20 protein-coding genes, 5 tRNA genes and 1 pseudogene are annotated in these 24,876 nt (G+C 38.6%); 1 reads left to right on the top strand and 25 read right to left on the bottom strand.

Annotated elements, in window-relative coordinates; genetic code table 11:
- Window positions 1-732, bottom strand: a pseudogene (locus tag BFP77_RS13225) (hypothetical protein); the annotation flags it as partial.
- A 316-nt stretch (window positions 733-1,048) separates the two neighbouring features.
- On the opposite strand from BFP77_RS13225, the gene BFP77_RS13230 reads away from it, so the two are divergent.
- A complete protein-coding gene (locus BFP77_RS13230; RefSeq protein WP_099574505.1) occupies window positions 1,049-2,638 on the top strand; it encodes a peptide chain release factor 3 in 1,590 nt (529 codons plus the stop codon).
- Between the two features lie 34 nt (window positions 2,639-2,672).
- Here BFP77_RS13230 and BFP77_RS13235 read toward each other — a convergent pair whose 3' ends face one another.
- From BFP77_RS13235 to BFP77_RS13355, 24 genes are all read right to left on the bottom strand, one after another.
- A complete protein-coding gene (locus BFP77_RS13235; RefSeq protein ID WP_099574506.1) occupies window positions 2,673-2,981 on the bottom strand; it encodes a DUF3467 domain-containing protein in 309 nt (102 codons plus the stop codon).
- Between the two features lie 46 nt (window positions 2,982-3,027).
- Window positions 3,028-7,326 (bottom strand): DNA-directed RNA polymerase subunit beta', encoded by a 4,299-nt coding sequence (gene rpoC, locus BFP77_RS13240; protein ID WP_099574507.1) that lies wholly within the window; start codon window positions 7,324-7,326, stop codon window positions 3,028-3,030.
- A gap of 58 nt (window positions 7,327-7,384) precedes the next feature.
- Window positions 7,385-11,194, bottom strand: coding sequence for a DNA-directed RNA polymerase subunit beta (gene rpoB, locus BFP77_RS13245; protein WP_099574508.1), 3,810 nt, complete (start codon window positions 11,192-11,194; stop codon window positions 7,385-7,387).
- 131 nt (window positions 11,195-11,325) lie between these two features.
- The gene (gene rplL, locus BFP77_RS13250) at window positions 11,326-11,706 is read right to left on the bottom strand and encodes a 50S ribosomal protein L7/L12 (RefSeq protein WP_099574509.1); all 381 of its coding nucleotides are present in this window, start codon (window positions 11,704-11,706) and stop codon (window positions 11,326-11,328) included.
- A 50-nt stretch (window positions 11,707-11,756) separates the two neighbouring features.
- Window positions 11,757-12,272: a 50S ribosomal protein L10 gene (gene rplJ, locus BFP77_RS13255; protein WP_099574510.1), complete on the bottom strand. Its 516-nt coding sequence runs from the start codon at window positions 12,270-12,272 to the stop codon at window positions 11,757-11,759.
- A 25-nt stretch (window positions 12,273-12,297) separates the two neighbouring features.
- Window positions 12,298-12,987 carry a 50S ribosomal protein L1 gene (rplA, locus tag BFP77_RS13260; RefSeq protein ID WP_099574511.1) on the bottom strand — a complete coding sequence of 230 codons (690 nt, stop codon included), beginning with the start codon at window positions 12,985-12,987 and terminating at the stop codon, window positions 12,298-12,300.
- Window positions 12,988-13,006: 19 nt separating this feature from the next.
- The gene (gene rplK / locus BFP77_RS13265; protein WP_099574512.1) at window positions 13,007-13,444 is read right to left on the bottom strand and encodes a 50S ribosomal protein L11; all 438 of its coding nucleotides are present in this window, start codon (window positions 13,442-13,444) and stop codon (window positions 13,007-13,009) included.
- A gap of 66 nt (window positions 13,445-13,510) precedes the next feature.
- Entirely contained in the window at window positions 13,511-14,062 is a 552-nt protein-coding gene (gene nusG, locus BFP77_RS13270; protein WP_099574513.1) for a transcription termination/antitermination protein NusG, read from the bottom strand.
- Between the two features lie 10 nt (window positions 14,063-14,072).
- The gene (secE, locus tag BFP77_RS13275; RefSeq protein ID WP_099574514.1) at window positions 14,073-14,261 is read right to left on the bottom strand and encodes a preprotein translocase subunit SecE; all 189 of its coding nucleotides are present in this window, start codon (window positions 14,259-14,261) and stop codon (window positions 14,073-14,075) included.
- Between the two features lie 130 nt (window positions 14,262-14,391).
- Window positions 14,392-14,464 (bottom strand) — tRNA-Trp (locus BFP77_RS13280).
- 78 nt (window positions 14,465-14,542) lie between these two features.
- Window positions 14,543-15,727 (bottom strand): elongation factor Tu, encoded by a 1,185-nt coding sequence (gene tuf / locus BFP77_RS13285; protein WP_099574515.1) that lies wholly within the window; start codon window positions 15,725-15,727, stop codon window positions 14,543-14,545.
- A 55-nt stretch (window positions 15,728-15,782) separates the two neighbouring features.
- Window positions 15,783-15,854 (bottom strand) — tRNA-Thr (locus tag BFP77_RS13290).
- 70 nt (window positions 15,855-15,924) lie between these two features.
- Window positions 15,925-15,997: transfer RNA gene (locus BFP77_RS13295), tRNA-Gly, on the bottom strand.
- Between the two features lie 131 nt (window positions 15,998-16,128).
- Window positions 16,129-16,210, bottom strand: a tRNA-Tyr gene (locus BFP77_RS13300).
- A 26-nt stretch (window positions 16,211-16,236) separates the two neighbouring features.
- Window positions 16,237-16,310, bottom strand: a tRNA-Thr gene (locus tag BFP77_RS13305).
- A gap of 101 nt (window positions 16,311-16,411) precedes the next feature.
- On the bottom strand, window positions 16,412-16,714 hold the full coding sequence (gene hpf / locus BFP77_RS13310; RefSeq protein WP_099574516.1) for a ribosome hibernation-promoting factor, HPF/YfiA family: 303 nt from the start codon (window positions 16,712-16,714) through the stop codon (window positions 16,412-16,414).
- A gap of 50 nt (window positions 16,715-16,764) precedes the next feature.
- Window positions 16,765-17,655 (bottom strand): tyrosine-type recombinase/integrase, encoded by an 891-nt coding sequence (locus BFP77_RS13315; protein ID WP_099574517.1) that lies wholly within the window; start codon window positions 17,653-17,655, stop codon window positions 16,765-16,767.
- Between the two features lie 94 nt (window positions 17,656-17,749).
- On the bottom strand, window positions 17,750-17,944 hold the full coding sequence (gene rpsU, locus BFP77_RS13320) for a 30S ribosomal protein S21 (protein WP_047244701.1): 195 nt from the start codon (window positions 17,942-17,944) through the stop codon (window positions 17,750-17,752).
- A 579-nt stretch (window positions 17,945-18,523) separates the two neighbouring features.
- Window positions 18,524-19,693, bottom strand: coding sequence for an acyl-CoA dehydrogenase family protein (locus BFP77_RS13330; protein WP_099574519.1), 1,170 nt, complete (start codon window positions 19,691-19,693; stop codon window positions 18,524-18,526).
- A gap of 4 nt (window positions 19,694-19,697) precedes the next feature.
- Window positions 19,698-20,594 (bottom strand): ComEA family DNA-binding protein, encoded by an 897-nt coding sequence (locus BFP77_RS13335; RefSeq protein ID WP_099574520.1) that lies wholly within the window; start codon window positions 20,592-20,594, stop codon window positions 19,698-19,700.
- 12 nt (window positions 20,595-20,606) lie between these two features.
- Window positions 20,607-22,217, bottom strand: coding sequence for an alanine/glycine:cation symporter family protein (locus tag BFP77_RS13340; protein WP_099574521.1), 1,611 nt, complete (start codon window positions 22,215-22,217; stop codon window positions 20,607-20,609).
- Window positions 22,218-22,307: 90 nt separating this feature from the next.
- Complete coding sequence (locus BFP77_RS13345) at window positions 22,308-23,315, bottom strand: potassium channel family protein (protein WP_099574522.1); 1,008 nt, start codon at window positions 23,313-23,315, stop codon at window positions 22,308-22,310.
- Between the two features lie 2 nt (window positions 23,316-23,317).
- Window positions 23,318-23,545, bottom strand: a complete 228-nt coding sequence (locus tag BFP77_RS17390; RefSeq protein WP_099574523.1) for a PspC domain-containing protein — start codon at window positions 23,543-23,545, stop codon at window positions 23,318-23,320.
- Window positions 23,546-23,554: 9 nt separating this feature from the next.
- Window positions 23,555-24,835 carry a DUF2851 family protein gene (locus BFP77_RS13355; protein ID WP_099574524.1) on the bottom strand — a complete coding sequence of 427 codons (1,281 nt, stop codon included), beginning with the start codon at window positions 24,833-24,835 and terminating at the stop codon, window positions 23,555-23,557.
- Window positions 24,836-24,876: the final 41 nt, after the last annotated feature.

Consider the following 24,876-nt stretch of genomic DNA (forward strand, 5'->3'; position numbering starts at 1 on the left):
TCCGTCGAAATTGAAATCGTTACCCTCGTTGTTGTCAGGGACAAGGTCATCGTCGCTATCGTAATCCTGATAATCTGGTTTATTAGGACGTGGGGTACCATCCGTGTTCACCGGTGTAAGACCACCGATGTATGCACTGTTCACCCCATTGTTCGACGCATACGTGGCCGCATCGTCGTCGTTAGGTGCTATATAGCCAAAAGTTGTTTGTGCTTCGACATTATCAGGGATACCGTCATTATCACTGTCTATATCCAAATGGTTCGGATAAATATCAGAATCTCTAGAAAAGGGAATAATACCTTCACCGGCACCTGGATAACTTTCGTAAGAGTCGTCAAGTCCATTCCTATCACTATCAATTCCGGACTTCGGTTTGTACAAATGAAAATTGGGCGCTTCTAAATTATCAAGTATTCCGTCATTATCAGAATCTAAATCTAAAAAATCTGGCACCCCATCACTGTCTGTGTCATTTGGGTTTGTCAAATGGTCATTATCACCATCTAGATTAGCGTCTTCTACAGAATCCAATATGCCATCTCCATCGTCATCAATATCATCTGTATCCAAAATACCGTCTCCGTCCGTATCCTGAAAAGCAAACACATATGAAGGATTATGAGCATCGACCCTATTAACCGATATAATGAAACAAATTAAAAATCCGAACAGAACCTTATCGAGCGAAGAAGTTAAACTTCTACTTATTAAACAGGTACTTTTTTCCATAAATGATAGTTTTTATTGAACTATACACCATTACGTGTAGGAAAATACAGTAGTAAGACGTGGGGCTATCTATAAAATACTATGCAAGATAATTTTAAAATTGCAATACTCAAATTCTTAACTACATATTAAAGCTCGAATGCCTTTAAATTCATGATTAATCGATGAACTGCAATTGTCATGACCGTTATTTTAGCATTTTAGACACAGAAAACAACACCAAGTCATAAAACTATGATAGTTATTTTTAAGTCTAAACAGACTCTAGTTTTAGACTGAGCAAGTTATTTGACTTATTTTTGTTCAAATTTTTAGTATGAATTTTAAAGATGAAATTGAGAGACGAAGAACTTTCGGTATTATTTCTCATCCCGATGCGGGAAAGACAACACTGACAGAGAAATTGCTGTTGTTCGGAGGTGCAATTCAAGAGGCGGGGGCTGTAAAGAACAATAAGATAAAGAAAACCGCAACCAGTGACTTTATGGAGATTGAGCGGCAACGAGGAATTTCAGTAGCTACTTCTGTTTTGGCCTTTATTTATAAGGATAAAAAAATTAATATACTTGATACTCCTGGACATAAAGACTTTGCGGAAGATACTTTTAGAACTTTAACCGCGGTAGATAGTGTCATTGTAGTAATCGACGTTGCCAAGGGTGTGGAAGAGCAGACAGTAAAACTTGTTGAAGTCTGTCGTATGCGAAATATTCCAATGCTGGTTTTTATAAATAAGCTAGATCGCGAGGGTCAGGATGCCTTTGATTTGCTCGATGAACTAGAACAAAAATTAGGACTTTCCGTTACCCCTCTGAGCTTCCCTATTGGTATGGGATACGATTTCAAGGGTATATATAACATTTATGAAAAAAATATAAACCTGTTCAGTGGGGATAGCAAAAAGAATATTGAAGAAACTATTGCCTTTGACAATATAGATAGTCCTGATTTAGAAAAAACAATCGGGTCTAACGCTGCAGAAGAACTACGTGAGAATCTAGAGTTGGTTCAAGGAGTTTATCCGCAATTCGATAAAGAATTATATCTGGAGGGTAAACAACAGCCTGTTTTCTTTGGTTCTGCTCTTAATAATTTTGGAGTAAGGGAATTACTGGATTGCTTCATTGAAATAGCACCGTCGCCTAAATCCAAGAACGCGGAAGAAAGGCTTGTTAAAGCTAATGAGAAAGAGCTCACGGGATTTGTTTTTAAAATTCATGCCAATATGGACCCAAAACACAGGGACCGTTTGGCTTTTATAAAAATAGTCTCGGGCACTTTTGAGCGTAACAAACCCTATTTACATGTACGCCAAGGTAAAAAACTGAAATTTTCCAGTCCAAATGCTTTCTTTGCCGAAAAAAAAGAAATCGTGGATATCTCCTACCCCGGCGATATTGTTGGCCTACATGACACAGGTAATTTTAAAATTGGTGACACACTAACCGAAGGTGAGTCTTTACACTACAAAGGCATACCAAGCTTTTCCCCCGAACATTTTAGGTACATCAACAATGCGGACCCTATGAAGTCCAAGCAATTGTACAAAGGAATAGACCAGTTAATGGATGAAGGTGTAGCACAGCTATTCACGCTAGAATTAAATGGGCGGAAAATCATCGGTACCGTTGGCGCCTTGCAGTTTGAGGTCATTCAATATAGGTTAGAACATGAATATGGGGCTAAATGTAGTTACGAGAATTTCCCTGTTTACAAGGCTTGCTGGATAGGCAACGAAAATAGAAAGACTGATGAATTCAAGGATTTCGTGAGAATCAAGCAAAAATTTCTGGCCAAGGACAAAAAAGGTCAGCTGGTGTTCTTGGCAGATTCTCAGTTTTCGCTACAAATGACACAAGCAAAATATCCTAAAGTAAAGCTTCACTTTGTATCGGAGTTTGAATAAAAAAAGCCCAGCTAATTATTTAGCTGGGCTTTTTTTACGCTTCTCCTGTTGGTCCAAAATTTAATGGAATTGGAGGCTGTTCATAATCCTTTATGGTTCCATGGGCTTTTTCAAAGCGTTGAACGTTATCATTTAAGGCCTTTAAAAATTTCTTGGCATGTTGTGGTGTCAAGACAATTCTGCTCTTGACTTTGGCCTTAGGCGCACCGGGCATCATACTAATAAAGTCAACCACAAACTCTGAAACCGAATGATTGATAATGGCTAGATTGGAATAAATTCCCTCTGCCGTCTTTTCATCAAGCTCGATATTAATCTGTTTTTGCTTTTTGTTGTCACTCATTGAACTAAAATTATAAAAAAACCCCCAATGAATGGGGGTTTCTAAATTAAAATCTCAAGACCTCTTTTCTGGCCATAATCTCATCATATTCTTCTTTGGACCCTACAATTATGTTTTCATAATCACGCATACCAGTACCAGCCGGAATTTTATGACCTACGATAACATTCTCTTTAAGTCCTTCTAAAGTATCTACCTTACCACTTACAGCGGCCTCGTTCAACACTTTAGTTGTCTCTTGGAAAGAAGCAGCGGAGATAAACGACTTCGTTTGAAGCGAAGCTCTTGTAATACCTTGAAGTATAGGAGTTGCAGTTGCAGCAACTGCATCCCTGGCCTCTACTATATTTTTATCATTACGCTTAAGAAGTGAATTCTCGTCTCTAAGTTCTCGTGGTGTTACTATTTGACCTGCTTTCAGGTTTTCGGATTCACCAGCTTCCATGACAACCTTCTTACCGTAGATTTCATCATTCTCTCTAATAAAATCATCTTTATGTATTAATTGGTTCTCCAAGAAGATAGTATCTCCTGGATCTACAATCCTTACTTTACGCATCATTTGCCTAACTACCACTTCAAAGTGCTTATCATTAATCTTCACACCTTGTAGACGATATACTTCTTGAACTTCGTTCACCAAATATTGCTGTACGGCAGATGGGCCTTTTATCTTTAGAATATCTTCTGGAGTTATGGATCCATCGGATAAAGGCATACCGGCTCTAACATAATCGTTTTCTTGAACAAGAATCTGATTGGATAGTTTTACCAAATATTTCTTTATCTCACCTAGTTTAGATTCGATAATAATCTCACGATTACCTCTTTTGATTTTACCGAAGGAAACTACACCATCAATCTCAGAAACTACAGCTGGGTTCGATGGATTACGAGCTTCGAATAATTCCGTTACTCTCGGAAGACCACCGGTAATATCGCCCGCTTTTGCAGATTTACGAGGTATCTTTACCAAGATTTTACCTTCTTTTATCTTATCACCATCATCTACCATAATGTGAGAACCTACAGGTAAGTTGTAGGAACGTAATGTCTCGCCCTTGGCATCTTGTATAAGAAGTGTTGGTATCAACTTCTTATTTCTAGATTCAGAAATCACCTTTTCTTGGAAACCGGTTTGCTCATCAATCTCTACTTGATAAGTTACCCCTTGTTCGATATTCTCATAAGCGATTTTTCCAGGGAATTCTGAAACTATAACACCGTTATAGGGATCCCATGAACAAATCACATCTCCCTTAGATACCTTAGCGCCATCTTTAATGAACAATTGAGACCCATAAGGAATGTTATTGGTACTCAAGGTAATTCCGGTCTTAGCATCTACAATTTTTATCTCTGATGTTCTGGATATAACAATATCAGCTGGCTTCCCTTCGGAATCCTCGCTTTTCACCGTTCTCATATCCTCGATTTCAGCAATACCCGCAAATTTAGCCTCTAACTTGTTCTCTTCCGAAATGTTACCTGCAATACCACCCACGTGGAATGTACGCAAGGTCAACTGAGTTCCTGGCTCCCCAATAGACTGTGCAGCAACTACACCTACAGCCTCTCCTCGTTGCACCATTTTGTTGGTAGATAAATTTCTACCATAACATTTGGCGCAAATACCTTTTTGAGCTTCACAGGTCAGCGCTGAGCGTACTTCAATACTCTCTACAGGTGACGCTTCTACCCTCTTTACATCAGACTCCATTACTTCCTGACCAGCAGATAGTATTAATTCCTGTGTTAAAGGGTTATAAACATCGTGTAGGGAAACACGTCCTAAAATACGTTCCCCTAATGTCTCAACTATTTCTTCATTTTTCTTAAGGGCTTGTACTTCTACTCCCCTTAAAGTCTCACAGTCCTCAATATTGATAATTACGTCTTGGGAAACATCCACAAGACGTCTAGTTAAATAACCAGCATCCGCAGTTTTCAAAGCAGTATCCGCCAAACCTTTACGAGCACCGTGTGTTGAGATAAAATACTCAAGAATTGACAATCCTTCCTTAAAGTTGGATAGAATTGGGTTCTCAATAATCTCACCGCCACCGGCAGTAGATTTTTTAGGTTTCGCCATTAATCCACGCATACCTGTCAATTGGCGAATTTGCTCTTTTGAACCCCTTGCACCAGAATCTAGCATCATGTATACCGAGTTGAATCCTTGTTGATCCTCACGGATACGTTTCATGGCCAGTTCCGTTAACTGTGCATTGGTTGAAGTCCATACATCAATAACTTGATTATAACGCTCGTTATTGGTAATAAGACCCATATTATAATTGGCCATAATACCGTCTACCTGACCGTTAGCATCAGCTATCATTTCATGTTTCTCCTTAGGAATAATAATATCACCTAAGCTAAAGGATAGTCCACCTTTAAAAGCGAATTCATACCCCATTGTTTTTATCTTATCCAAGAAATCGGCTGTGGTAGGTACATCTGTTACGGCCAATATACCTCCGATAATGTCTCTTAAGGATTTCTTGTTCAATACATCATTTATGTAACCTGCAGCTTCTGGAACTTCCATGTTGAACAGAACCCTTCCTACCGTAGTTGGAATAATCTTATTGACCAATTCTCCTTCTTCGTTGAAATCCTTTGCCCTAACTTTTATACCTGCATTCAGATTGACCATTTCCTCGTTAAAGGCAATTTCAACTTCTTCGTACGAATAAAATGTAAGTCCTTCTCCTTTAATTGGAACTTCAGGAGTTGACTTGCGCTCTTTAGTCATATAATAAAGACCAAGGACCATATCCTGAGAAGGTACCGTTATCGGAGAACCGTTAGCAGGATTCAAAATATTGTGAGAGGCCAGCATCAATAACTGAGCTTCTAAAATAGCTTCTGGTCCCAATGGCAAATGAACCGCCATTTGGTCACCATCAAAATCCGCATTAAATGCAGTACAGACCAATGGGTGAAGGCGAATAGCCTTACCTTCGATTAGTTTTGGCTGAAAAGCCTGAATACCTAAACGGTGAAGGGTAGGAGCCCTATTCAAAAGAACCGGATGTCCTTTCAATACATTTTCAAGAATATCCCAAACTACAGGTTCTTTCTTATCTATTATTTTCTTAGCGGATTTGACCGTTTTTACAATACCTCTTTCGATTAGTTTTCTAATTACAAAAGGCTTGTATAGTTCAGCGGCCATATCTTTTGGAAGTCCACATTCGAACAACTTCATCTCTGGACCAACCACGATAACTGAACGCGCAGAATAATCCACACGCTTACCCAATAAGTTTTGACGGAAACGCCCTTGCTTACCCTTGAGTGAATCCGATAAAGATTTTAATGGTCTATTAGATTCCGTTTTAACAGCAGACGCTTTTCGCGTATTATCAAAAAGAGAATCTACCGCTTCTTGAAGCATACGTTTCTCATTTCGCAAAATTACTTCTGGTGCCTTTATCTCTACCAATCTTTTAAGACGGTTGTTACGGATAATAACCCTTCTGTACAAGTCATTCAAATCCGAAGTAGCGAAACGACCACCATCCAAAGGAACTAAAGGACGTAATTCTGGCGGTATTACCGGAATCACCTTCATAATCATCCACTCAGGATTGTTCTCTCGGTTATCTTGAGATTCCCTTAGGGCCTCAACAACCTGAAGTCTCTTTAAAGCTTCGGTTTTACGCTGCTTGGATGTTTCTGTATTCGCTTTATGTCTTAAATCATAAGACAACTGTTGTAAATCTATACGTCCCAGTAAATCAATTAAACATTCAGCTCCCATTTTAGCGATAAACTTATTTGGATCTGAATCTTCTAGGTATTGATTTTCTTGTGGAATTTCTTCTAGTATATTAAGGTACTCCTCTTCGGTCAAGAAATCCATTTTTTGAATCTCTGCTCCTTCAGGACCTTTAGCAATACCTGGCTGAATAACCACGTAACGCTCGTAATAGATTATCATATCTAACTTCTTGGAAGGTAGTCCAAGCAAGTATCCGATCTTATTGGGTAAAGAACGGAAGTACCAGATATGCGCAACGGGTACCACTAAATTAATATGACCTACCCTATCTCTACGTACTTTTTTCTCCGTAACCTCTACACCACAACGGTCGCATACGATACCACGGTAACGTATACGCTTATATTTACCACAAGCACACTCATAATCCTTCACAGGACCAAAAATACGCTCACAGAAAAGACCGTCACGTTCTGGTTTGTGCGTTCTGTAGTTTATTGTTTCCGGCTTTAAAACCTCACCTCGGGATTCTGCCAAAATTGCTTCTGGAGACGCTAATCCTATTGAAATTTTATCAAACCTTTTTATTGGGTTATTATCTTTTATTCTTGCCATAATAGCGTGCTGATAATGATTTTAATTCGTTTCTAAATAGCTTTTTACAACTATAAAATTATTCTTCCAGTCTAATATCCAAACCTAATCCCTTAAGCTCGTGCATTAATACATTAAAAGATTCTGGTAATCCAGGTTCTGGCATTGTCTCACCTTTTACGATGGACTCATACGTTTTAGCTCTACCGATAACATCATCCGACTTGACAGTCAATATTTCCCGTAACGTAGCTGAAGCTCCATAGGCCTCTAGTGCCCAAACTTCCATTTCTCCAAAACGTTGCCCTCCAAATTGTGCCTTACCACCTAATGGCTGCTGCGTAATTAGAGAGTATGGCCCAATAGATCGAGCGTGCATTTTGTCATCTACCATATGCCCTAATTTCAGCATATAAATAACGCCTACGGTTGCAGGTTGATCAAAACGTTGCCCTGTTCCACCATCATAAAGGTAGGTATGTCCAAATCTAGGTATTCCCGCCTCGTCCGTATATTCATTTATTTGATCTAGCGTGGCTCCATCGAAAATAGGCGTAGCATACTTTCTACCCAATTTAAGACCTGCCCAACCTAATACAGTTTCATAAATCTGCCCAATGTTCATACGAGATGGTACACCTAACGGATTTAATACTATATCCACAGGAGTTCCATCTTCCAAGAAAGGCATGTCCTCCTGACGTACTATTCTTGAAACGATACCCTTGTTACCATGACGACCCGCCATTTTATCACCTACTTTTAGCTTACGTTTTTTGGCAATATAAACTTTAGCCAGCTTCATAATTCCCGCAGGTAACTCATCACCTACAGAAATAGTAAACTTATCTCTCCTCAAGTTTCCTTGAAGATCGTTGAGTTTTATCTTATAATTATGAAGTAAGTCTGCAACTGAAGCGTTGGTGTCCTTATCAGTGGTCCAACTTCCGCCCACAAGGTGTGCAAAGTCGTCAACTGAATTTAACATCTTCATCGTGTATTTCTTGCCCTTAGGTAAAACTTCCTCACCCAAATCGTTGATTACACCTTGAGAAGTCTTTCCATTCACTAAAGTGAATAATTTCTCGACCAACACATCTTTTAGCTCTTGGAACTTTACTTCATATTCCAATTCCAATTTAGAGAGTTCTTCTTTATCTTCTGAACGCTTGCGCTTATCCTTTACCGATCTAGAGAACAATTTCTTCTCGATAACTACACCTCTTAATGATGGTGAAGCTTTTAGTGAAGCATCCTTAACATCTCCTGCTTTGTCACCGAAAATGGCACGAAGTAATTTTTCTTCCGGGGTTGGATCAGACTCTCCTTTTGGTGTAATCTTACCAATAAGAATATCTCCTGGCTTTACTTCGGCACCGATACGGATCATACCGTTTTCATCCAAGTCCTTAGTCGCCTCTTCCGAAACATTAGGAATATCATGTGTAAGCTCTTCTGCTCCTAGTTTTGTATCTCTTACTTCTAAAGAGTATTCATCCACATGGATTGAAGTGAAGATATCCTCACGAACAACTTTTTCAGAAATTACGATAGCATCTTCAAAGTTATAACCCTTCCAAGGCATAAATGCTACAGTAAGGTTTCTACCTAATGCCAATTCTCCCTTTTCCGTGGCATAACCTTCACAAAGAACTTGACCTTTTTTAACCTTATCGCCTTTCTTAACGATTGGCTTTAGATTAATACTAGTTCCTTGGTTTGTTTTTCTAAATTTAACAAGTTGATACGTTTTAAAATCCTCTTCAAAACTGATCAGTCTTTCCGCATCAGACCTGTTATACTTTATGGTAATCTTCTCAGCATCTACATACTCGATTACACCATCGCCCTCTGCATTAATCAATACACGAGAGTCAGAAGCTACCTGTCTTTCTAAACCTGTACCTACGATAGGGGATTGTGGTTTTAATAATGGCACTGCTTGGCGCATCATGTTAGAGCCCATCAACGCTCGGTTTGCATCATCATGCTCCAAGAAAGGAATTAGAGATGCAGATATTGAAGCTATTTGATTAGGAGCAACATCCGTGTAATTTATTTCAGATGGGTCTACGACAGGAAAATCTCCTTCTTCTCTAGCAATGACCTTTTCTGTATCTATTTGTCCATTATCCTTTAGAGGAATATTCGCCTGTGCAATTTTCATTCCTTCTTCTTCCTCAGCACTTAAATACACATAATTATCGATGTCTACTTTTGCTTTTTCTACCTTTCTGTAAGGCGTCTCCAGGAAACCCATTGGGTTCACTTTAGCAAAAACAGAAAGAGAGGAAATCAAACCAATGTTTGGTCCTTCCGGTGTTTCAATAGGACACAGACGACCGTAGTGTGTATAATGCACATCTCGCACCTCGAAACCAGCTCTTTCTCTTGAAAGTCCTCCAGGTCCTAATGCAGACAATCTTCTTTTGTGCGTAATCTCTGCCAATGGATTCGTCTGATCCATAAACTGAGACAACTGATTGGTCCCAAAGAATGAATTAATTACAGAAGACAATGTCTTTGCGTTAATTAAATCTATTGGGGTAAACACTTCATTATCACGAACGTTCATACGCTCACGAATGGTACGTGCCATACGTGCCAAACCAACACCGAACTGAGAAGATAATTGCTCTCCAACCGTTCTTACACGTCTATTAGAAAGGTGATCAATATCATCAATCTCAGCTTTAGAGTTAATCAACTCGATCAAATACTTAATTATGGTTATGATATCTTCTTTGGTCAAGACCTGCTTGTCCATTCCAATATCCAATTGTAATTTTTTATTCATTCTATAACGACCTACCTCACCCAAATTGTAACGTTGGTCAGAAAAGAATAATTTATCTATAATACCACGTGCCGTTTCCTCATCTGGTGGTTCAGCATTACGCAATTGTCTATAGATATGCTCAACAGCTTCTTTTTCCGAATTCGTTGGATCTTTCTGAAGCGTATTGTGAATAATAGCATAGTCAGATTGTGCATTGTTCTCTTTATGCAAAAGAACTGTCTTTACATCTGCGTCTATAATCTCCTGAATGTGGTCTTTTTCCAAAATTGTATCACGATCCAATACAATTTCGTTTCGTTCTATAGAAACCACTTCTCCCGTATCCTCGTCCACAAAATCCTCGTGCCAAGTATTCAATACCCTTGCAGCGAGTTTACGACCCAATACTTTTTTAAGACCGGCATTTGAAACCTTTACTTCTTCTGAAAGGTCAAATATTTCTAGTATATCCTTATCGCGTTCAAAACCTATAGCCCTGAACAAGGTAGTTACCGGTAATTTTTTCTTTCTATCGATATAAGCATACATGACGCCATTAATATCGGTAGCAAATTCTATCCAAGAACCTTTAAAAGGTATTACCCTAGCAGAATATAATTTTGTTCCGTTAGCATGAAAAGACTGTCCAAAGAATACACCAGGAGAACGGTGTAACTGTGAAACAACAACACGCTCAGCACCATTGATAACAAATGTACCACTAGGAGTCATGTAAGGAATAGTACCAAGGTAGACATCCTGAACTATCGTTTCAAAATCCTCGTGCTCTGGATCCGTACAATAGAGTTTAAGCCTAGCTTTTAATGGAACGCTATAAGTAAGTCCACGCTCTATACATTCTTGAATTGAATATCTCGGTGGATCGATGAAATAGTCTAAAAATTCCAATACGAACTGATTTCTTGTATCAGTTATCGGGAAATTTTCCATGAAGGTATTATACAAACCTTCATCCCCTCTTTGGTCGGATTTCGTTTCAAGTTGAAAAAAATCTTGAAATGATTTAATCTGAATGTCTAAGAAATCCGGGTAGTCTGGAGTTTTCTTAGCTGAGGCAAAATTAATTCTTTCAGTCTGATTTGTGAACATCTACGGACAGTGTTTTGATCGTGAGTACTAATGGGTGGTATATCTCTTCATATACCTAATTCTATAAAAAGGCTTAGGTCTAGCCGCAAAAAGCGAAAAGACCTAAACCAAAAGTGCTATGGTTGTTGCTACTATTTAAGCTCAACTTCTGCTCCTGCTTCTTCCAATGATTTTTTGATACCTTCTGCTTCGTCTTTAGAAACACCTTCTTTCACTGCTTTCGGGGCGCTATCAACGATATCTTTTGCATCTTTCAATCCAAGACCAGTTAATTCCTTAACCAATTTAACCACTGCTAGTTTAGAACCACCAGCTGCTTTTAGGATTACATCAAATTCTGACTTTTCTTCAGCGGCTTCACCGCCTTCAGCGGCACCACCTCCGGCGGCAACCGCTACAGCTGCTGCTGCAGGTTCGATACCATACTCATCTTTTAATATATCAGCTAACTCATTTACCTCTTTTACAGTAAGGTTAACCAATTGTTCTGCGAAATCTTTTAAATCTGCCATTTTCTATCGTTTAATAAAATTTTAAAATATACTTAGTTTATAGTGCGTACTTATCTTTCAGATAATGTTTTTAGGATTCCGGCAAGCTTACCACCACCAGATTTAAGTCCAGAAATAACATTCTTGGCAGGAGATTGTAATAATCCTATTATCTCACCAATCATTTCTTCTTTAGACTTAATGCTAACTAATGCATCCAAATTTTCATCACCTATATAAATTGCTTCTTCTACGAATGCCCCTTTTAAAAGAGGTTTATCAGATTTCTTTCTGAAATTCTTGATAAGTTTTGCAGGAGCGTTACCAACCTCGGAGAACATTAAGGAAGTATTCCCCTTTAATGTTTCTGGAAGTTCGCCAAACTCTTTTTCAGAAGCCTCCATTGCCTTTGAAAGCAATGTATTCTTAACTACAGCTAATCGTATGTTTGATTTGAAACAAGCTCTTCTTAAATCAGAAGTTGTCACTGCGTCCAATCCCGAGATATCCGCTAAATAAATAGTAGAACTCTCTTCCAACTGCGTCGTTAAATCCTGTATAACCGTTGCTTTTTCTTCTCTTGTCATAATTGAAATTTTTAACTAGCAGCGTTTAAACTGACTTAGGGTCTAATTGAACACTTGGACTCATGGTGCTAGACATGAAAATACTTTTCATGTAAACACCTTTTGATGCTGTAGGTTTCATCTTATTTAAAGTCTCCAATAACTCCTTGGCGTTTCCTGCGATTTTATCCGCTGAAAAAGAAACCTTTCCAATGGCCGCATGAACAATACCTGTTTTATCAACTTTAAAATCGATTTTACCAGCTTTTACTTCTGTAACCGCTTTGGCCACATCCATAGTTACTGTACCTGTTTTTGGATTGGGCATTAAACCTCTTGGCCCTAAAACGCGACCTAAGGGACCTAATTTACCCATAACGCTTGGCATGGTGATAATAACATCAACATCGGTCCAACCGCCTTTTATTTTATCCAAATACTCATCTAAACCAACATAATCCGCACCCGCCTCTTGAGCTTCTGCTTCTTTATCCGGTGTCACTAAAGCCAAAACCTTAACATCTTTACCTGTTCCATGAGGAAGGGTAACCACCCCACGAACCATTTGATTTGCCTTTCTTGGGTCAACCCCTAAACGAACTGCTAAATCTACAGATGCATCAAATTTTGTATTAGTTATTTCTTTAATTAAAGCGGAAGCATCATCAACAGAATAAAGTTTGTCTTTTTCTATTTTAGCGTGCGCTTCTTTTTGCTTCTTTGTTAACTTTGCCATTTAATTGATCTTTAAGATTTTAAAAAGGTCTTTTACCTGCTACTTTCATACCCATAGAACGTGCAGTCCCCGCAATCATACTCATTGCAGATTCTACCGTAAAGGCATTAAGGTCAACCATCTTATCTTCGGCGATTGCCTTGATTTGATCCCAGGTTACACTCCCTAATTTTACTCTGTTAGGTTCGCCAGATCCTTTTTTAATCTTAGCTGCTTCCAATAGCTGAACTGCCGCTGGTGGTGTTTTAACGACAAAGTCGAAAGACTTGTCCTTATATACGGTGATAACAACTGGTAATACTTTACCCGGTTTATCCTGTGTACGAGCGTTGAACTGCTTACAGAATTCCATAATGTTAACACCGGCAGCACCTAAGGCGGGTCCAACCGGTGGCGATGGATTCGCTGCACCTCCCCTAACTTGTAGTTTAACTACTTTACCTACTTCTTTTGCCATTGTTTAAAATTAAATTGAAAGTGTGTCAATGGAAGCAACACAACTTTTAAATATGTAACAATTATCTTAAATCTTTTCTACTTGCATATAACTTAACTCTAATGGCGTTTTTCTACCGAAAATCTTCACCATTACCTCAAGTTTACGCTTCTCTTCGTTAATCTTTTCAACCGTACCGTTAAAACCATTAAACGGTCCGTCTATAACCTTTACCGTTTCTCCGAAAACAAATGGTATGGCAACGCTATCTGTATTAACGGCCAACTCATCTACTTTACCTAACATTCTATTTACTTCTGATTTTCTAAGCGGCACCGGGTCACCCCCTTTGGTCTCGCCTAAGAAACCTATCACATTCGTTATAGAACGTATGATGTGAACCATCTCCCCTCCTAAATTGGCTTTCACCATTATATATCCAGGAAAATAGACTCTTTCTTTATTTATTTTCTTCCCGTTACGTATCTGGATTACTTTTTCCGTAGGGACCAACACATCTTCTAAATAATCCGCAAACCCGTGTCTTTCAACCTCACTCTCTATGTAACCTTTGATTTTATTCTCTTGACCACTTACAGCTCTCACCACATACCACTTTTTTTCTAATACTTCTGACATAGGGCGATTATTAATTAAGAACGTTATTGAAATATAGTTTGATGATCTTACTAAATACAGTGTCCACACCCCAAGTTGCTAAAGCGAATAAAATTGAGAAGACCGCTACGATAACCATAAGGTTAGAGGATTCCGCTCTAGTAGGAAGTGTTATGTTATTCCTTAACTCCTCAACAGATTCTTTGATATATGTAAACATTCCTAATTATTTTTCAAGTTCAACAACTAAAGAGGATTTTTTAAACCCTGCCTTTGGTTCGGTAAGAGAGACTTCCTTGGGCTTCGCCTAGAATATACTTCTGGTCTCACTCACATTGTTCCAAATGTCGCACGGGAGGAGAGACTCGAACTCCCGACACCTGGTTTTGGAGACCAGTGCTCTACCAACTGAGCTACACCCGTTTATATTTACATCGAAAGGTATCCGCCAATGGCGGACACCCTTTTGATGAAACACTATTTTAAACTATTCTTAAAAGACTATAAAATCTTTGTAACCTGACCAGCACCAACGGTTCTACCACCTTCACGGATCGCAAAACGTAAACCTTCGCTGAGTGCGATTGGCTGAATCAATTCTACAGTAATAGTTAAGTTATCTCCAGGCATAACCATTTCAACTCCACTAGGAAGAGAAATGTTTCCTGTTACATCCGTTGTTCTTACGTAGAACTGTGGACGATAATTATTATGGAATGGTGTGTGACGACCACCTTCTTCTTTTTTCAAGATATAAACCTCAGCTTCAAATTTATCATGTGGCTTAACGGAACCTGGCTTACAGATAACCATACCACGGCTAATTTGAGACTTTTCAATACCTCTTAACAAGATACCTACGTTATCTCCTGCCTCACCTCTATCCAATATCTTACGGAACATTTCAACACCAGTAATGGTAGAAGCTAATTTCTCAGCACCCATACCAATGATATCAACAGCATCACCAGTATTTGCGATACCAGTCTCAATACGACCAGTTGCAACCGTACCACGACCCGTAATGGTAAATACGTCCTCAACAGGCATTAAGAAATCTTTATCAACATCTCTTTTTGGAAGTTCGATCCATTCATCAACAGCCGTCATAAGCTCCATAACGGTATCAACCCATTTTTGCTCACCGTTCAAGGCACCTAATGCAGAACCAGCTATAACAGGCCCATTATCACCATCATACTCATAGAAAGAAAGCAATTCTCTAACTTCCATTTCCACTAGCTCAATAAGCTCCTCATCATCTACCATATCCACTTTGTTCATGAATACAACAATTCTAGGGATACCAACCTGGCGTCCTAAAAGGATGTGCTCACGTGTTTGTGGCATAGGACCGTCCGTTGCTGCAACAACCAAGATAGCACCGTCCATCTGAGCGGCACCAGTAACCATGTTCTTTACGTAATCCGCGTGACCAGGACAATCAACGTGTGCATAATGACGATTAGCCGTAGAATACTCAACGTGAGAAGTATTAATTGTTATACCTCTTTCTTTTTCCTCAGGTGCGTTATCGATAGAATCGAAACTTCTAAGTTCTGATAATCCTGCGTTAGCCAATACTGTAGTAATAGCTGCAGTCAATGTAGTTTTACCGTGATCTACGTGTCCAATGGTACCAATATTTAAGTGCGGTTTGGAACGATCGAAAGTTTCCTTTGCCATGTTTATTAAATTTTAATCTTAGTTTATATTAGTGTACAAATTTATACCTTAATTGAGCCAATGACGAGATTTGAACTCGTGACCTCTTCCTTACCAAGGAAACGCTCTACCCCTGAGCTACACCGGCGTAAAGTGTTGAACCTACTTTTCATAGTAGATTCCTGCCTTCGCAGGAATGACTTTCGTCAAAAATATAGAGCGGGAGACCGGGTTCGAACCGGCGACATTCAGCTTGGAAGGCTGACGCTCTACCAACTGAGCTACTCCCGCTTATAATTTCAATATCTGAATACTATTTTTAAGTTAAAGTGGGGAGAGCAGTCCCGACGCTTTGGGAGAACCTTAAAAAGATTCTATTTCCGAACGGGAACAATCACCACCTTTTTCCTTTTGAGAAAAAGTGGGGAGAGCAGGATTCGAACCTGCGAAGACGTAGTCAGCAGATTTACAGTCTGCCCTCGTTGGCCGCTTGAGTATCTCCCCTTTAACCAGTATTTTAAGAACGTATGAGCCGATGGAGGGACTCGAACCCACGACCTGCTGATTACAAATCAGCTGCTCTAGCCAGCTGAGCTACATCGGCAATTTTATACCTTTTAAAGCATAAAAAAGTCCGCTATTTCTAACGGACTGCAAATGTATTGATTTATTTGATTATTCAAAATAAAATATCAAAAATTTTCTTCATGTTTGTAAACGTAATTTTTGTTTTCGTTTTATCAACTTTCTTTCTAACGAGTTACAGGCAGAATCCACAGCTTCTTCAAAGGACTTGCATTGTTTTTTTACCATGTATTTATCCCGAGGTATGTTAAGTTTGATCTCAACTACCTTATTCTCCTTTGCACTTGTATTCTCTACCTTTAGATAAACGTCCGAGCTAATTACTTTGTCATAAAAAGTCTCTAGCTTGTCAAGACGATTTTGCAAGAAGTTTATCAGTTTTACGTCTGCATTAAAATTTACCGATTGTGTGTTTACTTTCATAAGCTGAAAATTTAAACCCTTAAGATACCGGGCACGTTAAACGAATACTATTATTTGCCTCCCCGAGGATGAGCCATAGCATGTACTTTTTTTAACTCTGCTATACTGTTGTGCGTATAAACCTGTGTTGATGCCAAACTTGAGTGACCCAATAATTCTTTGACAGCGTTTAAATCCGCCCCCTTGTTCAACAAGTGGGTCGCAAAGGTATGCCTAAGAATATGTGGACTCTGCTTTACCTTAGAGGAAACCTCTCTAAAATACTTATTTATTATCCTATAAACAAGGGTCTCATATATTTTATTTCCAGATTTGGACAAGAAAATAAATTGGGGGTCATTGATTTCTGCCAACTTAGACCGCTCGGCCTCATAGGACAAAAAATAGTCTCTTGTTTCGGTAAGCATAGGAATGATTCGTTCCTTGTTTCTTTTCCCAAGAACCTTAATCGTCTTACGTTCCAGATCAATGTCCGTCAATTTTAGATTGATAAGCTCCGCCCTTCTCATACCCGTTGTATAGAGTATATTAATAATAAGATTATCCCTTTTTCCTTCAAAAGTCTCAGGATATACAATCTTGGACAAGACCGATTCCATTTCTGTTTCCGAAAAAGGTATCTCGATTTTTTTCGAAGTTTTAAGCGCTTTATGTTTCGCCAACGGACTTGAAGCAATCTCCCCTATCTTCTGTAGAAACTTATAATAAGCTTTGAGTGATGCCAATTTTCTATTAATGGACCGGTTAGACAGACCGGCTTCAGATAACGCAACTACCCAACTCCTGATTATTGAATAGGGTATTTCTTCAATTTGCACTATTTCAAACTCAGATTCACAAAAGGAAGTGAACGTTTCAATATCGGATCGATATGCATTCGCTGTATGTGAAGAGTAGTTCTTTTCTAGAGTGATATAGGAAATAAATTTGTCCAGAGCCATACCCAAAGTTACCAAAGTCTTTGATTGACCAACCTACTAAAAACAAAAAATCCCGTTCTACAACGGGATTATAGTATTTCAAATAGATAAAAGCCTAAATTTCTTCTTGATCTCTGAGACCTTGAATGTACTGTGCTTTTTGTATCTGCGCTCTGCGCTCTACAGAAGGTTTCGTGAACTGCTGCCTTTTACGCAACTGTCTCATTGTACCTGTCTTATCGAACTTTCGTTTAAAGCGCTTTAAAGCTCTATCTATGTTTTCTCCTTCTTTTACTGGTATTATTAACATGGGCTACAACCTCCTTTCTTTAATGATTAAGGGCGCAAATATATAAACTTATTTAGAATTAACAACCTCATTTCAGAAATAACTATAACTTATTTAAGAGCTTACTGATTACAAGTATCAATCTATTGCTCAAGGCTTGTTCAAAGACCCTCTTACAATTAGTCAGCAGAAGCCAAGCTACTTCGTATATGGCTAGTTTTTCAAATATCGGGGTTCCATTTTCGCCAAACCGCAATTGAATTCAGTTCGTAGCAGGTTTGTAGTCTTTTTTGTCAATTACCATTTTGGCGAATCGGGGTTCGATTTTCGCCAAACCGTAATTGAATTCAGTTCGTAGCAGGTTTTTAGCCCTTTTGTCTATTACCATTTTGGCGAATCGAGGTTCCATTTTCGCCAAACCGTAATTGAATTCAGTTCGTAGTAGGTTTTTAGCCCTTTTGTCTATTACCATTTTGGCGAATCGGGGTTCGATTTGCGCCAAAACATAATTTAATTCAGTTCGTAGCAGGTTTGTAGTCTTTTTTGTCAATTACCATTTTGGCGAATCGGGGTTCGATTTGCGCCAAAACATAATTTAATTCAGTTCGTAGCAGGTTTGTAGTCTTTTTTGTCAATTACCATTTTGGCGATAATTTCCCTTAAAATTTCAGAAGTGCCACCACCAATAGGCCCAAGTCTACTATCTCTAAATAATCTAGCCATAGGATAATCCTCTACGTAGCCGTAACCCCCTAAGAACTGTAAACACTCATAGGCGACCTCATCCGCAATTTTAGTCGATTTCAATTTAGAAATAGTCGCTTCCTTTACTACATATTCACCTTTGTCCAGCCTGTAGGCCACGGAGTAGTTGTACTCTTTACACATATCAATATCCGCATAAAGATCCGCGATACGATGGCGCAACGCTTGAAAAGTATTTATCCGTTTTCCAAAAGCTTCTCTTTCTGACATGTATTGCAATGCATATTCCAGCGCAAATTCTGATCTTGCTTGTGCATTAATCCCCATAATTAAACGCTCCAGAGCAAAATGCTCCATAATATAGGAGAAACCCTTGTTCTCTTCTCCCATTAGATTTGAAGCGGGCACTATAACATTGTCAAAAGCAAGCTCTGCGGTATCCGATGCTCGCCAACCTAATTTATTCAGTTTATTGGCAGTAACACCTTTACTCTGTCTATCCACAACAAAAATACTGATACCCTTATTCCCCAAAGTCGGGTCTGTTTTTGCCGCTACGATCATGTAATCTGCATAGACACCGTTTGTGATAAAAGTCTTTGAGCCATTGAGGACATAAGAATCGCCCTTTTTAACCGCCGTGCTACGCATACCTGCCACGTCACTGCCTCCAAATGGCTCTGTAACGCATAAACAGCCCACCATTTTACCTGCTACACTTGGTTCTAGATATTTTTTCTTAATAGTGTCATCTGCCTCTTTATTGAGATGGGTCATTGCCAAATAGGCATGTGCCCAAATAGCTGCCGCAAAACCACCCGAGTTTATTTTTTGAAGCTCTTCCAATAAAATTACGGTATAGAACAAGTCTACATCTAAACCCCCATCTTTCTCCGGAGTAGCCAGACCAAAATAGCCCATCTCTCCAAACTTCTCCCAAATGAACTTATCTATGGTACCGGTTTCTTCCCATTTATCTATGTGGGGAACTACTTCTTTTTGCAAAAAATCTTTGAGACTTTGTCGAAATAATTGATGTTCTTCAGTGAAGTACATACTTTGCATAGCATTATTTTTTGAGGGACAAATATAGGGCAATTCTCTTAACTTTATTAGCCGGAAAATCCTCGATTCTTGATAATTCGTCAAAGGAATTGATACTTCCGTTGATATCCCTATAGTCTACTATACGTTGCGCAACACTCCGCGATATATAGACCAGTTTGGAGAGTTCTTCAGCGGATGCCGAATTAACGGGGATTTTATCGATATCCGGTGGATTTTGAACTTCAAAAACCTCAAATGCCCTGTCCACCACATCTGGCTCAAGACCATAAACATCGTATAATTGCTCCTTTACTAAAAAACCTCCTAGCCTGTCTCTGAATTTAATAATCCTTGCGGAGAGTTTTTCACCAATACCATTAACTTTTCTAAGCTCCAGTGCCGTTGCGCTGTTCAAATCCTTTTTAATAATTTTTTGTACCGGTGCGACTGGATTACTTGATTTATTTTGAAACGATTTCTTATTGTTCTGATATGATTTCCCTTGAGTTACCCAATCAGGGAATTTGAAATAAGGAGAAATTTGGTGTAATAACGAGTCCGATACCAATGTTACTTTTTGAAACTCTTCTTTAGTGTTTATAAATTTTTTGGTTGCCCTAAATTGATGCAAACGATCAATTTCTTCCAAGGACATCCCCAAAGTGTATCCCTTGTAATCTGTAATAAAATTTGGGTTAAAGGGATACAAGGTTATCGAATCTTTTTCAAGTTGATTCTTTTTAAGTTCGTCTATCTCCACTTGCGTTTCAGCATCATGAACTAACAAAGAATCCCCGTTAGCATTAGATTTATCGATAAAGAAACGAATTACTTGAACAGCTACTAAAATTAACAGCAAAAAGAAAATCCCACTTCGTTCCTGTTTACTGAACTTAAAGAGGGATTTAAAATTTTTCAATTTATCGGTTAATTAGTACACCTTTTTAATGGCATCAACATACCTACTAAGACTCTTCTTCACCTTAGGGAAAAGGATAAGTAAGCCTATCATATTAGGAAAAACCAAGGCAAGAATCATTGCATCAGAAAACTTGATGACCGCGTCTAACGTTGCGGCAGCTCCAATCACAACAAATAATAAGAACATTACTTTATAAACGATATCAGCTGTTTTACCTCTACCAAAAAGATATTTCCAGGATTGAAGTCCGTAATAAGACCATGATATCATCGTAGAAAAAGCAAACAATATAATCGCAATCGTCAAGACATATCTAAACCCGGGAATAACGGAGTCATAGGCCATTGAGGTTAGATCTACACCACCAACGTAAGCTCCGGTATCATTAAGCAATACCGTACTACCTACACCGTTACCGTAATCAAAAGCACCGGCATCCATATTAAAGAATATGATCACTAAGGCGGTCATGGTACATATAACAACGGTATCTATAAAAGGCTCTAATAAAGCAACGATTCCTTCACTTGCTGGGTATCTTGTTTTAACGGCAGAATGCGCAATAGCGGCAGAACCCGCTCCTGCTTCATTGGAAAAGGCAGCTCTTTGAAAACCGACAATAATTACACCTACAATACCACCAATTGCAGCGTCTGGAGCGAAAGCGCCGGCGAAAATCATACCAAAAGCATCTCCTATATATTTGATATTCGCAAAGATGATAACCAAGGAAGCCAATACATAAATACCGGCCATAAATGGCACTATTTTCTCGGTTACACTGGCAATTTTCTTAATTCCACCAATGATAACGATACCCACTAGAATAGCAAGAATTACACCGATGATAACTCCCGTGGCACCTCCTTCTAAGTTTAACATGGTGGTAAGTTGTACTGCCGCTTGGTTGGATTGAAATGCATTACCACCACCAAAAGAAGCACCTACACATAGGATTGCAAAAATGGCCGCCAGAACTTTTCCTAAAATCTTGAAATTATTCTCACTTAAACCTTTGGACAAGTAATACATAGGACCTCCGTATACGGTTCCGTCCGGACCAACATCGCGGTATTTAACTCCAAGCGTACATTCCACGAACTTGGTAGACATGCCGATCAAACCACAGACTATCATCCAAAAGGTTGCTCCCGGTCCGCCTAATGCGATGGCTACCGCGACACCTGCAATATTACCTAGACCAACTGTTCCAGAAACAGCCGTGGCCAATGCTTGGAAATGACTCACTTCACCCTCTTCACTCTCATCCCTGATAGTATCGGGGATATCGCCATCCTCCGTCATGTGCATTTCTACCTTCTCGAGACCATATTTTTCAATCTCTTCATATTTACCTCTAACGACATTAATGGCTAAAGGAAATTTGGTAATCCCGGGAAATTTAAAATAGATGGTAAAAAAGGTAGCACCCAAAATAAGAAGTATCAATACAATAGGAATATCATATCCTGCAATAGGGATAGATGTTAAAACCGTGTTTTCCCACCATGTCGCAAAAGGCATAAAGGCATCGTTCACTATTTCATCCAACCCCTTCTCTTGTGAAAAAGTGATAAATGGAACTAACAGGGTAAGAAAAGTTAGAAGTCTATACTTCATAATTTTTGGTTTTTTTAGTAATTAATTAGTTTGTAAGTCTGGCAATATCTTAAAAATAATGTATGGAATCAAATATATCTTCAAAAGATACTAGGCTATATGAAACATCTCGTTCAATCTTTTAATCTGTTCGGGCCTACCTAGAACAATTACTTTACTTTTTGGTTGCAATTTTAAATCTGCCTCAGGGTTAATGATATACTCACCATCCGGAGCAATATAACCTATAATGGTACAACCCGTCTTCTTACGCAAATCCAAATCCCTTAACGAATTACAATCTACCTGATCTGCGAAATCCTCTATGGCCACTTCCTCCAAATTAGTGGTGTCCCCACCTTCCATAGAAAGTTTGTCCATGAAGGTTATTAAATCTGGCATTACGACCAAAGAGGCCATATGGTCTCCACCTATCTTATCTGGCATAATTACTTTATTCGCTCCGGCCAAGACCAATTTTTTCTGAGAATTCACTAAGGATGCCCGGCTTATAATGAACAACTTTTCATTGAGCTGTCTGGCAGATAATACGACAAACAAGTTGGTGGCATCGTCTGGTAAGGCGGTGATTAAAAATCGTGCCCTGGTTATTCCTGCCTCCAGCAGAACCTCATCATCATTTGCATCGCCCTCTATGAAAAGAATTTCGGCATCATGCTTATCTATGAGTTCCCTGTCTTTTTCTATAACGACAAATGGTGTTTTGTAAGCTTTTAAACGTTCTGCGGACTGCATTCCGTTACGACCAAACCCACATACCACAACGTGGTCAGATAGTTTTTCAATGGTATTTTTCACTCTTTTCTTTTTTAAAAGTTCTAAGGAATTTCTACTTAAAATATACTCCGTGATAACCGATATTGCAAAACCTACTATAAATACACTGGTGATAATAAGTAAAACGGTAAATATCTTGCCCTCTGGCCCCATGGGGCGTACCTCAGAAAAACCTACTGTGGTTACCGTAATTATGGTCATGTAAAAAGCGTCTATCCAAGAATAATCAGAAATAAAGCGGTATCCCAGTACCCCAAAAAAGAGTACCAGCAGCATTAGAACCAACGCTATATATATTTTTGAACGGAATAATTTAATCATAATTACAAATCAAAAACAGAGGTCCTCTTTGTATACACCAAATCCTTTATCTTTAGCCAAAAGGCCAAAAAAAGATAAAGCGCAAAACCAAATCCTAGGGTTACGAACGTAAGGTAAATAAATGAAGTACGAACAACACGGGCGCGAATGCCTAAACGTTCTGCAATTCTCCTACAAACCTCAAAACCTCTCTTTTGAAGGTAATGCAACAAATTATATAAGGCATTCATTAGTTAAATTTAATGCTTTAAAGTTAATAACTCCGTGCCAACGGCACATTGTAAACAATTGTTTTTTTCGCAATAATTATTGTGCAGCTCAAGCAGCGCCTGTGTATCTTTTGCACTTTTTACAGTAACCCCTAAATCTAAAAAAATTTGCACGATTGAGTTACCTTCTTTGTCTATGCGTTCTATGCTCTTTGTAAAGGAATCCGACAAGGGAATTCCATTATGCTTTTGATAGCAGAATTTTAAAGGCATTACCGTATTGATTATTAAAAGATCAATAAACTTTTTTGAAATTTTCTTTACCCGATTATTCGAAGTTTTTCCAAACGTATAATGTGTATCCCAATAACTACTTGCCTCAGCATTGAACAGCTCATAGATCTCCCTTCCCTCCAATTGCATCAAATCTTGAAATAGTTGATTGTTCGAAGCATACAAAGCTGCAAACTGGGAGATTCTTATTGTAGGGAAATTGAGCGGTCTTAATTTGAAGAATTCTGCTTTTTTTGATATTTCTGCTGATAGTTCGTATTTATGGACTAAAAAGTCAAAGGACTGCTTAAGTTCCTTTTGATAAGGCTCCATTTCGTTTTCATTGGTAAGCAATCCCGCTAGTCCAAAAAGTAAACTTTCTAACTCAAAGGGCTTGTTGTAAAGTTTGCGAACTATTGAAAAATCTAAGTTCTCAGCTATTTCAAAGAAATGAGTCCCATTTATTTTAGACCCGAAATTCTTAAATAGAAGTATAAAAAGTACTTTTTCCCAATCGTTCTTTGAATCCTCTAAAAGTTTAGAGATTACCAGGGACTTTTTTTCCAACCTTTCAAAATATAATCTTTCCAACCAATTATGAATAGTAAAATCAGAAACGGCATTTATACCATATTGGCAGTTAATTGTTCTATTCCTGGTTCCTTCTAATAACCTCTTATAGTTGACCAATAACTCGTTCGTAATATAATTACGAAGCTCAAGGGTGGGTATTTCAGATCCATCTGCCCTAAATACCGCAATATCATCTTCCCAGACCACATGGAGAATAACAGTATTATAATTAGTGTCTTTTTCATGGTTATGGGCGTACCAATCTGAAGATTTTATATGAATTTCTACATTACCGGCCCAAAGTTGCCCATCAATTTCCACACTGGCATTGAAGAAGTCCGGACCGCTTAACTTATTATGTACGCCAGGGGATTTAATTAAAACAGTGTTCCCAGATGTTGTCCTTAGCCCGGCATTTGGATATTTTTTATACTTCCATATAAAGTGAAGAAGGTCTTCTTTCATTGGTTAAAATTAAAAAACCTGCTTTAAGGCAGGTTCTATAA

It is taken from the genome of Maribacter sp. 4U21 (assembly GCF_002742365.1).
Classification (GTDB): Bacteria; Bacteroidota; Bacteroidia; order Flavobacteriales; family Flavobacteriaceae; genus Maribacter.